The organism is Pseudomonas aylmerensis, from assembly GCF_001702265.1.
GTDB classification, from domain to species: Bacteria; Pseudomonadota; Gammaproteobacteria; order Pseudomonadales; family Pseudomonadaceae; genus Aquipseudomonas; species Aquipseudomonas aylmerensis.
Map to the genome: position 1 here is coordinate 150,870 of NZ_MAUE01000028.1, position 11,657 is coordinate 162,526.

The window sequence follows — 11,657 nt, forward strand, 5'->3', positions numbered from 1 at the left end:
GTTTGCGTTTATGCGCAAAAGTGATGTTTGAGTATATGCAAATAACCAAAATGACTAATGAGAACGGTTATCGCGATACCCACATTTGTCATGCGGGCAATCGTCGACTTTACTGTGATCGTGTCTGAACGTGATCACCTATAAAACCGACAAGAGGCGATGCGATGAGCAATTCGACAAAAGCCCGTAAACCCGACAGTACCGTGGACGCCTGGGCCATTCTGTTCTTGATAATCCTGGTGGTTGGAACTGCCGTGTTCTGGGTCAGCCACCAGTAGTTATAGATACGGACCCCTGTCAGAGCTGGCTTGCCAGCTCTGACAGACAGGTTGGGTTTATACGCCAGCCACGTGCAGCACCAGTTGCACGATGCCAAACAGCGTCAGCGCAAACACCGCCGTGAACAGAATGCCCAGGATCACAAAGTGGCTAGGCTTGCCGTGGGTGAAGTCGCGGGCGCGGTTCTTGCCGCTCTGCACGCCAAAGGCGGCCGCCATCACGCTGTGGAGCATCTGCCAGAAGGTCGGCGGCTTGTTGTTGGCTGGATCGTCCATACATCCCTCGACACAAGGTGTGTGAGGGACAGCATAGACAATCCCCCAGGCGTCAGTTGTCGTAGCCCAGGTTGGGGGCCAACCAGCGCTCGGTCACGGCCAGGTCCTGGCCTTTGCGCGCGGTGTAGCTGCTGACCTGGTCCTTGTCGATCTTGCCCACGGCAAAATACTGCGCCTGCGGGTGGGCGAAGTACCAACCGCTGACCGCCGCCGCCGGGAACATCGCGTAGTGCTCGGTGAGGAATACACCGCTGCGCCCGGCGTGCATTTCGCGGGCCTCGGGGTCGAGCAGTTGGAACAGCTGGGCTTTCTCGGTGTGATCCGGGCAGGCCGGGTAGCCGGGGGCAGGGCGGATGCCGCTGTACTGCTCCTTGATCAGCGCCTCGTTATCCAGTTGCTCGTCCTTGGCATACCCCCAGTGCTCTTTACGCACCTGCTGGTGCAGCCACTCGGCGCAGGCTTCGGCGAGGCGGTCGGCGAGGGCCTTGACCATGATCGAGTTGTAGTCGTCCCCCGCGTCCTGGTAGGCCTTGGCCACTTCTTCGGCGCCGATGCCAGCGGTGGTGATGAAGCCACCGATGTAGTCGGTGACGCCGCTGTCCTTGGGTGCGACGAAGTCGGCCAGGGAGAAGTTCGGCTTGCCGTCGGTCTTGATGATCTGCTGGCGCAGGTGGTGCAGCCGGGCGATCGGCTGGCCGTCATCACCGTAGACTTCCAGGTCATCGTCCTGCACCTGGTTGGTCGGCCAGAAGCCGAACACCGCACGTGCGCTGATGAGCTTTTCGTCGATCAGCTTCTTGAGCATTTCCTGGGCATCGGCATACAGCGCGGTGGCGGCTTCGCCGACCACTTCATCGTCGAGGATGCGCGGGAATTTGCCGGCCAGGTCCCAGGAGATAAAGAAAGGGGTCCAGTCGATGTACTCGGCCAGCACCTTGAGGTCGATATTGTCCAGCACCCTGGAGCCGGTAAAGGTCGGCTTCACCGGCGTGTAGGTTGCCCAGTCGAACTGCGGCTTCTTGGCGATGGCTGCCGGGTAGCTCAGGCGTTCGGTGCGTGCGCTGCGGTTGGAGGTGCGCTCACGCACGTCGATGTATTCCAGGCGGGTCTTCTCGACGAAGCCGGCCTTCAGCTCCTTGGACAGCAGCTGCGTGGCCACGCCCACCGCGCGCGAGGCGTCGGTCACGTAGATCACCGCGTCGTTGCTGTACTTGGGTTCGATCTTCACCGCCGTGTGCGCCTTGGAAGTGGTCGCGCCGCCGATCATCAGCGGCAGGTAGAAGTCCTGGCGCTGCATCTCGCGGGCTACGTGGACCATCTCGTCCAGGGACGGCGTGATCAGGCCCGAGAGCCCGATGATGTCGCACTTCTGCTCCTTGGCCACCTGCAGGATCTTCTCCGCCGGCACCATCACGCCCAGGTCGACAATGTCATAGCCGTTGCAACCGAGCACCACGCCGACGATGTTCTTGCCGATGTCGTGCACGTCGCCCTTCACCGTTGCCATCAGGATCTTGCCCTTGGCTTCCGGCTTGTCGCCTTTTTCCAGCTCGATGAACGGGATCAGGTGGGCCACGGCCTGCTTCATCACGCGTGCGGACTTGACCACCTGGGGCAGGAACATTTTGCCGGCGCCGAACAGGTCGCCGACGATGTTCATGCCGGACATCAACGGGCCTTCGATCACCTCGATGGGGCGCGCGAACGACTGGCGGGATTCCTCGGTGTCTTCGACGATGTGGGTGGTGATGCCCTTGACCAGTGCGTGTTCCAGGCGCTTGTTGACGTCCCAGCCACGCCATTCCTCGGTCTCGGCTTCCTTGACGCTGCCGTCACCCTTGTACTTGTCGGCAATGGCGAGGAGGGCATCGGTGCCTTCCGGGGTGCGGTTGAGCACCACGTCTTCCACGGCGTCGCGCAGCTCGGTCGGGATCTGGTCGTAGATCTCCAACTGGCCGGCGTTGACGATCCCCATGGTCAGGCCGTTGCGGATCGCATACAGCAGGAACACCGAGTGAATTGCCTCGCGCACCGGGTTGTTGCCGCGGAACGAGAACGACACGTTGGACACGCCGCCGGAGGTCAGCGCGTACGGCAGCTCGTCGCGGATATAGGCACAGGCGTTGATGAAGTCGACGGCGTAGTTGTTGTGCTCCTCGATACCGGTGGCGACCGCGAAGATGTTCGGGTCGAAGATGATGTCTTCCGGCGGGAAGCCGACTTCATTCACCAGGATGTCGTAGGAGCGTTTGCAGATTTCTTTCTTGCGCGCCTCGGTGTCGGCCTGGCCGGCTTCGTCGAACGCCATCACCACAACAGCTGCGCCGTAGCGCTTGCACAGCTTGGCATGGTGAATGAACTGCTCGACGCCTTCCTTCATGCTGATCGAGTTGACGATGCCCTTGCCCTGGATGCACTTGAGACCAGCCTCGATGACTTCCCACTTCGAGGAGTCGATCATGATCGGTACGCGGGAAATGTCCGGTTCGCCAGCAATCAGATTGAGGAAGGTCACCATGGCCTTCTTCGAATCCAGCATGCCTTCGTCCATGTTGATGTCGATCACCTGGGCGCCGGCTTCGACCTGCTGCAGGGCGACTTCCAGGGCCTCGGTGTAGTTGTCTTCACGGATCAGGCGGGCAAAGCGCGCGGAACCGGTGATGTTGGTCCGCTCGCCGACGTTGACGAACAGCGAGCTGCGATCAATCGTGAACGGCTCCAGGCCCGACAGGCGGCAGGCCTTGGGAATGTCCGGGATCACGCGCGGCGCATACCCGGCCACGGCCTTGGCGATGGCTTCGATATGGCCCGGCGTGGTGCCGCAGCAGCCGCCGACGATATTCAGGAAGCCGCTCTGGGCGAATTCCTCGATGACTTTGGCGGTTTGCGACGGCAGTTCGTCGTACTCGCCGAATTCGTTGGGCAGGCCGGCGTTGGGGTGCGCGGACACATGGGTATTGGCCTTGTTCGACAGCTCCTCCAGGTACGGGCGCAACTCGCTGGCACCCAGGGCGCAGTTGAGGCCGACGGACAGCGGCTTGGCATGGGCCACGGAGTTCCAGAACGCTTCGGTGGTCTGGCCCGACAGGGTACGGCCGGAGGCGTCGGTGATGGTGCCGGAGATCATGATCGGCAGCTCGACATTCAACTCCTCGAACACGCCTTGCACGGCGAAGATCGCGGCCTTGGCGTTGAGGGTGTCGAAGATGGTCTCGATCAGGATCAGGTCGGCGCCACCTTCGATCAGGCCCTTGGTGGCCTCGGTGTAGTTCTCCACCAGTTCATCGAAGGTCACGTTGCGGTAGCCGGGGTTGTTCACGTCCGGCGACAGCGAGCAGGTGCGGCTGGTAGGGCCGAGCACGCCGGCGACGAAACGCGGCTTGGCCGGGTTTTCCAGGGTCTTGGCGTCGGCGATCTTGCGCGCCAGGCGTGCGCCTTCCACGTTCAATTCGTAGGCCAGTTCTTCCATGCCGTAGTCGGCCATGGAAATGCGCGTGGCGTTGAAGGTGTTGGTTTCGAGGATGTCGGCACCGGCATCCAGGTAGGCTTTTTCGATGCCGCCGATCACGTCCGGACGGGTGATCACCAGCAGGTCGTTGTTGCCCTTGACGTCGCTTGGCCAATCGGCGAAGCGCTTGCCACGGTAGTCCTGCTCTTCGAGCTTATAGTTCTGGATCATCGTGCCCATGCCGCCGTCGAGGATCAGGATGCGTTCCTTGAGGGCTTGGTGAAGGGCGTGCAGGCGAGCGCTACGATCGGGCATGGGACTACTCTAGTTCAGGCATTACGGAGGGCGTGGATCATAGCAAACCTGTGCGCTTTTAGAGCATGCAAGGTTTTTGCATGAATATCGCTCACGTTAATGGCGCGTCGACATCGGTAGACTTGTCGGCAATTTTTCAGCGCACGCATTGAATCGGGACCGGATACATGTCACTTCGTCTTATCGTCAGCGCCGTCCTGGCCTTGATAGCCAGTACTGCCACGGCAGAAGGTCCCGCTCCGGCGATCTCTTATACCCGCGACATCCAACCGATCTTCACCGAGAAATGCGTGGCCTGCCATGCCTGCTACGACTCTGCCTGCCAGTTGAACCTGGGCAGCGCCGAGGGCGCGGTGCGCGGGGCTACCAAAGTGCCGGTGTACGACGGCGAACGCAGCCAGGCCACGCCGACGACCCGATTGTTCTACGACGCCTTCGGCAAGCAGGCCTGGCAGCAGAAGGGCTTCTATTCGGTACTCGATGCCCAGGGCAGCCAGGCCGCGCTGATGGCGCGCATGCTGGAGCTGGGGCATAACGCGCCGCTGCAGCCGAATGCCAAGTTGCCCGAAGACATCGTGCTGGGCCTCAGCCGCGAGAATATGTGTGCAATGCCTGGCGAGTTCAACGCCTATGCCGGCGCCCATCCCAAGGAAGGCATGCCGCTGGCCGTCACCGGCCTGACCGACCAGCAATACCAGACCCTGCAACGCTGGCTGGCCTCCGGCGCGCCGATTGACGAGCAGGGCCTGGCGCCCAGCGCCAGGGAAGCGCTGCAGGTGCAGCAGTGGGAAAACCTCTTCAACCAGCCGGGCGCTCGCGAAAGCCTGGTGGCGCGCTGGTTGTTCGAGCATCTGTTCCTCGCGCACATCTATTTCGAGAACGGCGAGCCGGGGCATTTCTTCCAATGGGTGCGTTCGCGCACGCCAAGCGGCCAGCCCATCGACCTGATCGCTACGCGCCGCCCGAATGACGACCCCGGCACCCAGGTGTACTACCGGTTGTGGCCAGTGCAGGGCGTGATCGTGCATAAAACCCACATCACGTACCCGTTCAGCGCGGCGAAGATGGCGCGCATCAAGGAGTTGTTCTACGCCGGCAACTGGCAGGTCGACGCCTTGCCGGGTTACGGGCCGGGCCGTCGTGCCAACCCGTTCGAAACCTTCGAGGCGATCCCGGCCAAGGCGCGCTACCAGTTCATGCTCGATAACGCCGAGTATTTCGTGCGCACCTTCATTCGCGGGCCGGTGTGCCGTGGGCAGATCGCCACGGACGTGATCCGCGACAACTTCTGGGCCCTGTTCCAGGACCCCGAGCACGACCTGTACATCACCGATGCGCGTTATCGCGGCCAGGCCACGCCGCTGCTGGCGATGCCGGGGCAGAACGATGACGTCGGCAGCGTGCTGAGCCTGTGGCTGGCCTACCGCGACAAACGCAATGAATACGAGGCCTTGCGCCGCGACAGTTACGCCGATCTGCCGCCGCCGAGTTGGTCGAGCCTGTGGGCCGGCAATGACAATGCCTTGCTGAGTATCTTCCGCCACTTCGACAGCGCCTCGGTGACCAAGGGCCTGATCGGTGAGGTGCCACAGACGATGTGGCTGTTTGACTACCCGCTGCTGGAACGCACCTATTACCAATTGGCGGTGAACTTCGATGTGTTCGGCAATGTGTCGCACCAGGCCCAGACCCGCCTGTATTTCGACTTGATCCGCAACGGCGCCGAGCAGAACTTCCTGCGCCTGATGCCGGCCGACAGTCGCGAGGATTTCCTCGACGACTGGTACCAGAACAGCGGCAAGCTCAAGTTGTGGCTGGACTACGAGGCCATCGACGACGACACGCCCACCGGCCTGCACCTGGATGCCAATGACCCCAAACGTGACTTTGCCAACCAGTTGCTCGCGCGATATGGCGACCTGAATGCCAGCCCGGACCCGATCAACCGTTGTGACGGCGCCTTTTGCTCGCGTGACGGGATCGACCCGGCATTGCAGGATGCTGAGCAGGCCCTGAGTCGCCTGACGGCGCGCCCGGCAGCCGGGCTCAAGGTCATCGACCAATTGCCTGAGGCGACGATGCTGCGGATCGAAACCACCCGCGGCAAGCGCGTGGTCTACAGCATGTTGCGCAACCGCGCGCACAGTAACGTGGCGTTCCTGCTGGGTGAGGCCTACCGCTATCAGCCGGGCCTGGACACCGTGACCATCTACCCCGGCGTGCTCAGCAGCTACCCGAACTTCATGTTTAACATTCCCGCGCAGGAAGTCCCCGAGTTCGTCGCCGAAATGGAGCGGGCCAAGGACGCCAACCGCTTTGAGAAGATTGTCGACCGCTGGGGCGTGCGCCGCAGCCATCCGTTGTTCTGGCAGTACTTCCATGATTTGTCGCGCTACATCCACGAAACCACGCCGGTGGAAGAGGGTGTGCTGGATATGAACCGCTACGAGAATCTTTGATCGACCTTTGTCCGCCCGCCATGGTCCCAACTTCAGGCATCGGTGTTGGGAAGGGTGGCGGAAAATGTTGATCTCGGTACAGGCGCTGCGCGCTCTGGCGGCCTGGACAGTGGTGGGGCACCACTTCATGCAGATTTTCTTCGGCTTCAAGGCGGACACCGCCCTGGGCCGGCTGTTTGTGGAAAAGGGCGCGGCGGGCGTGGACGTGTTTTTCGTGATCAGCGGCCTGGTGATCTTCCTGTCCACCCAGGACAAGGACCTGCCGCCCTGGCGATTCCTGCTCTACCGCCTGTTGCGCATCGTGCCGGCCTATTGGTTCTACACCTTGCTGATGGCCTTGCTGGTGGTGGTTGCCCGGCCGATGCTGCCGGATCAGAGCGTCGATGCGGCCCATGTGCTGATGTCGTTGTTCTTTATCCCTTCCGAGAACCCCGGCGGCTATGGGGTGTACCCGACGCTCAACGTGGGCTGGACGCTGAACTACGAAATGCTCTTCTACCTGCTGTTCGCCTGGGCGCTGCTGTTCCGTCGGCAGTGGCGATTGCTGGTGGTCGCGGCGCTGTTGTTCGCGGTGTGCGAGGCCTGGACGTCATTCGGCTGGATCAGCGAGTTCTACCGCTCGGATATCGTGGTCGAGTTCCTGATGGGCATCGGCATTGGCATGCTCTACCGCAAGGGCTGGATTCGTCCCGGCGTGTGGCTGCCGTTGCTGGGCGTCGCCGCCGCGCTGCTGGCGATCTACCATTGGCCGGCTTCGCCACGGGCGCTGACCTGGGGCCTGCCCAGCGCGGTGCTGGTGGTGGCGTGCATGGCGCTGGAGCGCTTCTTTGCGGACAATCGATTGCTTAAAGTGCTGGGGGACTGTTCCTATTCGGTGTATCTGCTGCACGTGCTGGTGTTGTCCGCCGGTGGTTACGCCGCCCAGCGCTACGGCCTGAACCCGTATGCCGTACTGGCGGTGTGCGTGGTGATCATCGGCCTGGGTGCCCTGGGCAGCTACCGTTGGCTGGAAAAGGGCAGTTATCGCCTGCTCAAGGGCTGGTTCGATGGCGACCAACGGTCAAATTTATCCCGACAAAAATACTCGGACTTTGTACCTCTGTAATGATTTGGCGTAAACTGCCCGCAAGCCTGTGAGGAGTTTCCATGACTGCCATAACCATTACCGACGCCGCCCACGATTACCTGGCCGACCTGCTGTCCAAGCAGAACACCCCGGGTATTGGTATCCGCGTCTTTATTACCCAGCCCGGCACCCAATACGCCGAGACTTGCATTGCCTACTGCAAGCCTGGGGAAGAGAAACCTGAAGACACCGCGCTGGGGCTGAAAAGCTTCACCGCGTACATCGACGCCTTCAGCGAAGCCTTCCTCGACGACGCCGTGGTCGACTACGCCACCGACCGTATGGGCGGCCAGTTGACCATCAAGGCGCCGAACGCCAAGGTGCCGAACGTCAATGCTGACAGCCCGGTCAACGAGCGCATCAACTACTACCTGCAAACCGAGATCAACCCGGGACTGGCCAGCCACGGCGGTCAGGTCAGCTTGATCGATGTAGTGGAAGACGGTATCGCCGTATTGAAATTCGGCGGCGGCTGCCAGGGCTGCGGCCAGGCGGACGTCACCCTGCGCGAAGGCATCGAGCGCACCCTGCTGGAACGTATTCCAGAGCTCAAGGGTGTACGCGACGTGACTGACCACACGCAGAAAGAAAACGCCTACTACTGAGTAAGGCGTTCACTGCGAACAAAAAACGGCGCCCCGTGAGCGCCGTTTTTTTATGCTTTAAATTCAATGATTTACGCTATCCATCTGACAAATTAGATCAAGAGTGGGAGCGGGCTTGCTCGCGAATNCGGTGCCCCAGTCACTCAATCAGTTGACTGACACAGCGCATTCGCGAGCAAGCCCGCTCCCACATTTTTGATTTATATTTATTCAGTTAAATCAGTGTCTTATATGCGATTTATGAGGTTAATTATTAATTTCGATAAAGGTGTGCATGCCCAGCCCGATACAGCGACGACTCGCTGAAACTGTCACTCGCCAGCACCCGACCCACCACAATCAACGCGGTACGCCTGAAGCCCTTGGCGACGACCTTTTCGGCAATGTCACTCAACGTTCCCAGCGCCCAATCCTGATCCGGCCAGGTCGCCCGGTGCACCACGGCAATCGGGCAATCGGCGCCATAGTGCGGCAGCAGTTGCGCGACGATCTTCTCCAGATGATTGACCCCCAGGTGGATCGCCATGGTCGTGCCGTGTTGCGCCAGGCTGTCAAACGCTTCGCCGGCGGGCATGCTGGTTTTGTCGGCGTAGCGGGTCAGGATGACGCTCTGCGCAATGTCCGGCAGGGTCAATTCGGTCTCCAGCAGCGCTGCACACGCCGCCACCGCGGTCACGCCGGGGATGATCTGAAACGGAATGCCCAGCTCGCGCAAATGGCGGATCTGCTCGCCGATCGCGCCATACAGGCTTGGGTCACCGGAGTGTACCCGCGCCACATCCAGGCCATTGGCATGGGCGGCCTTGATCAGATCGATGATCTGTTCCAGGTGCAGTTCGGCGCTGTTGACCACCTGCTGCGCCTGATGGCCTTCCAATACCGCCGCCGGCACCAGCGAGCCGGCATAGATAATCACCGGGCAACTGCGGATCAGCCGCTGGCCTTTGACGGTGATCAATTCCGGATCGCCAGGGCCTGCGCCGATAAAGTATACGGTCATGGTATTTCCTGTTTAAAAGCCGGCGTGTATGAACATTGTTCATGTTCAGGGCAGGCAATTATCGGGGTTTTAGCCCGCGCAGGCCAATGCAAAGGTCGCCTGGGCGTTTTTTCGGCGGGTGATCAGCAGGCGGGCAGGGCCGCTGGCGAGGTATTCGGCGAGGGCCAGGGCGGCGCTTTCGGCGACGCCATGACAGCCTGTGTGGGCGAACGCGACGGCTGATTTGTGGCTCAGCCGGTCTTCATACACGGCCAGTTGGTCGGCGCTGAAGCACTGCAGCGGCAGCTCAAGCAGGCGGGACAGGGCGACCAGGCCCGGTTCATCCTGCCTGCGGTCGATGCTTGCCAGCGCAGTGATGCGCTGGCGCTCGATCCCCCCTTCGGCGAGGGCGCTGTCCAGCAGGTCCAGCAGGGTGTGAACATCACAGCCGCGCTGGCAGCCCAGGCCGACCACCAGGGTCATGCCGAGTATTGATCGTCGCGGTTGCGGCGGAACAGCCAGGCGCTGATCAGGCCCAGGGCCAGCCAGAACGCCACGTTGGTCAGCTGCGAAGCGATCTTGAACTGCGCTTCCAGGGCTTCCGGGGCCAGCATCGAATGCACTTCCGGCTGAGGTGCGCCGATCACGTGTGGCACCGCCAGGATCGCCACGCCGAGGATTTTCAGCAGCCAGTTGCGACCGAACACGATCAGCGCAATGCCGGCCGCCGTCGAGGCCGCGGTGCCGATCCACCAGATCTGCCGTTGTGCGAGATCGGCAGCGGCGGTGCCTGGCAGCTCAGGCGGCAGGCCCAGGGTCGGTGCCAGTACGAAGGTCGCATAACCGGCCAGGCCCCACAGCAGGCCTTGAGCGGTGCGAGTAGGCGCGCGCAAGGTGTAGAGGCCGGCGAGCATCAGGGCAAAACCCACGGCAACGACCAGGTTGCCGCCGGTGGTGGAGAGTACGCGTTGCCAGCCGTCTTCCGGCTCCCAGGCCTCGGCGTCGTGGCTGTGGGCGGCGGCGCCGTCGGCATGTTGATGTGCCACTTCAGTAGTGGCCGGGGCGTTTTCGAACGTTTCTGCCTGCAAAATCAACGGAGCTACCCAGAAACTTTGCAGCAGGGTCAGCAGCAGGGCGGCCAGGAGGCCGGTGAAACCTGCGGTTTGCGCAATACGCTTGATCATGTCGGCAGGTCTCAGTGGCACGGGAACGCGGCGCTGTGGCGGGTATCGTGGGCAGCGTTGTGCACCGCTTCGATGTGCGAGAAACCGGCGAAATACACCAGGCACGCGCCGAGAATCGACGCGCCGATGGCGGCGGTCAGGCGTTGGCTCAGGGTGGCGGAGCTGCTGGCGGTGTGCGAGGTGCTGCTGATGATCGACATGGCGCGTCCCTTCTGGGTGTCAGGGTGAAACGAGCGCATGAAAACCCCGCGAGCCAGGCACGCAGGGTTCTGAACAGCGCCCGCCCACCGCGGGTTTGTTATCTGATTTTTTCGGGCCGGTCTCCGGGCTTGCGAGGGGGCTCCTGGGGGGAGTCCTGAAAGCGTCGCCTTCCCATGCCCTTGGCACAGTGGATCTGACGCTTCGCTCGCTTACCGTTGCGGGGGCAGCACCGGACTCGTCATGTGATGACTCACCGGTTTCCCGTTTCACCCTGTGAAGGGCACCCGAAACAAGGTGTGTAGGAGAGCATGGGGGTGGGAGGGGAGTCAAATCGGTTGTGGGGGCATATCCGTTATTTGGGTAACGGCCGCCTATGGTTCCGCCCTTACGGCGGGTCACTTTTGAACAGCGCAAAAGTAACCAAAACGCTCTTGCCCCAACACTCGGCACCTCGCCTAGGCTCGGTGTGCCCTCACTCCGGCTTGAATCCGTGGGCCGCCGCAATGGGCCATCCCTGGCCCAGTGCGGCTAACCCGGCGTCCTGCCGGGTTACCCACGGATTCAAGCCTGCGTTCGGCCAGCGTGTTTAATGGGGCGCCTGGATCAAGATCAAGATCAAAAGCGGCTCGCTTCGCATCGTGGGTTGTGGTTGTTTACGACAGACCGGTATCGAGGCCAACACCGCCGATCCCTTGTGGGAGCCAGCTCCTAGAGGTTTCTGCTTTTGATCTAACCACTCAGGTCGGCTTTAAGGCCGCCGCGCTTTTGCTTTTGATCTTGATCTAG

General features: G+C 61.6%; 9 protein-coding genes and 1 riboswitch. Of the genes, 3 read left to right on the forward strand and 6 right to left on the reverse strand.

Annotated elements, in window-relative coordinates:
• Positions 1–335 precede the first annotated feature (335 nt).
• Positions 336–554, reverse strand: coding sequence for a DUF2970 domain-containing protein (locus BBG20_RS20295; RefSeq protein ID WP_065906428.1), 219 nt, complete (start codon positions 552–554; stop codon positions 336–338).
• Between the two features lie 52 nt (positions 555–606).
• Positions 607–4,317: a methionine synthase gene (gene metH, locus BBG20_RS20300; protein WP_065906430.1), complete on the reverse strand. Its 3,711-nt coding sequence runs from the start codon at positions 4,315–4,317 to the stop codon at positions 607–609.
• Between the two features lie 167 nt (positions 4,318–4,484).
• Here metH and BBG20_RS20305 point away from each other — a divergent pair, with 167 nt between their 5' ends.
• The 3 genes from BBG20_RS20305 (at position 4,485) to nfuA (ending at position 8,507) form a co-directional block, all read left to right on the forward strand.
• A complete protein-coding gene (locus BBG20_RS20305; protein WP_065906432.1) occupies positions 4,485–6,776 on the forward strand; it encodes a fatty acid cis/trans isomerase in 2,292 nt (763 codons plus the stop codon).
• 64 nt (positions 6,777–6,840) lie between these two features.
• A complete protein-coding gene (locus BBG20_RS20310) occupies positions 6,841–7,881 on the forward strand; it encodes an acyltransferase family protein (protein ID WP_065906434.1) in 1,041 nt (346 codons plus the stop codon).
• 41 nt (positions 7,882–7,922) lie between these two features.
• Entirely contained in the window at positions 7,923–8,507 is a 585-nt protein-coding gene (gene nfuA, locus BBG20_RS20315; protein WP_003173594.1) for a Fe-S biogenesis protein NfuA, read from the forward strand.
• Positions 8,508–8,760: 253 nt separating this feature from the next.
• Here the strand turns inward: nfuA and cobM are convergent, their stop codons facing one another.
• The 4 genes from cobM to BBG20_RS20335 form a co-directional block, all read right to left on the reverse strand.
• The gene (cobM, locus tag BBG20_RS20320) at positions 8,761–9,507 is read right to left on the reverse strand and encodes a precorrin-4 C(11)-methyltransferase (protein ID WP_065906440.1); all 747 of its coding nucleotides are present in this window, start codon (positions 9,505–9,507) and stop codon (positions 8,761–8,763) included.
• A gap of 69 nt (positions 9,508–9,576) precedes the next feature.
• Positions 9,577–9,969 (reverse strand): cobalamin biosynthesis protein, encoded by a 393-nt coding sequence (locus tag BBG20_RS20325; RefSeq protein WP_065906442.1) that lies wholly within the window; start codon positions 9,967–9,969, stop codon positions 9,577–9,579.
• Entirely contained in the window at positions 9,966–10,670 is a 705-nt protein-coding gene (locus BBG20_RS20330) for a CbtA family protein (protein ID WP_065906443.1), read from the reverse strand. Before BBG20_RS20330 ends, BBG20_RS20325 begins: the two co-directional genes overlap by 4 nt.
• Positions 10,671–10,681: 11 nt before the next feature.
• Positions 10,682–10,870 carry a CbtB domain-containing protein gene (locus tag BBG20_RS20335; protein WP_027606475.1) on the reverse strand — a complete coding sequence of 63 codons (189 nt, stop codon included), beginning with the start codon at positions 10,868–10,870 and terminating at the stop codon, positions 10,682–10,684.
• Between the two features lie 97 nt (positions 10,871–10,967).
• A riboswitch (cobalamin riboswitch) is annotated at positions 10,968–11,174 on the reverse strand.
• Positions 11,175–11,657: the final 483 nt, after the last annotated feature.

Bases quoted from the DNA above. Each gene is read 5' to 3' on its own strand.
- BBG20_RS20295 (WP_065906428.1), bottom strand. From the start codon at position 554: ATGGACGATCCAGCCAACAACAAGCCGCCGACCTTCTGGCAGATGCTC.
- metH (WP_065906430.1), bottom strand. From the start codon at position 4,317: ATGCCCGATCGTAGCGCTCGCCTGCACGCCCTTCACCAAGCCCTCAAG.
- BBG20_RS20305 (WP_065906432.1), top strand. From the start codon at position 4,485: ATGTCACTTCGTCTTATCGTCAGCGCCGTCCTGGCCTTGATAGCCAGT.
- BBG20_RS20310 (WP_065906434.1), top strand. From the start codon at position 6,841: ATGTTGATCTCGGTACAGGCGCTGCGCGCTCTGGCGGCCTGGACAGTG.
- nfuA (WP_003173594.1), top strand. From the start codon at position 7,923: ATGACTGCCATAACCATTACCGACGCCGCCCACGATTACCTGGCCGAC.
- cobM (WP_065906440.1), bottom strand. From the start codon at position 9,507: ATGACCGTATACTTTATCGGCGCAGGCCCTGGCGATCCGGAATTGATC.
- BBG20_RS20325 (WP_065906442.1), bottom strand. From the start codon at position 9,969: ATGACCCTGGTGGTCGGCCTGGGCTGCCAGCGCGGCTGTGATGTTCAC.
- BBG20_RS20330 (WP_065906443.1), bottom strand. From the start codon at position 10,670: ATGATCAAGCGTATTGCGCAAACCGCAGGTTTCACCGGCCTCCTGGCC.
- BBG20_RS20335 (WP_027606475.1), bottom strand. From the start codon at position 10,870: ATGTCGATCATCAGCAGCACCTCGCACACCGCCAGCAGCTCCGCCACC.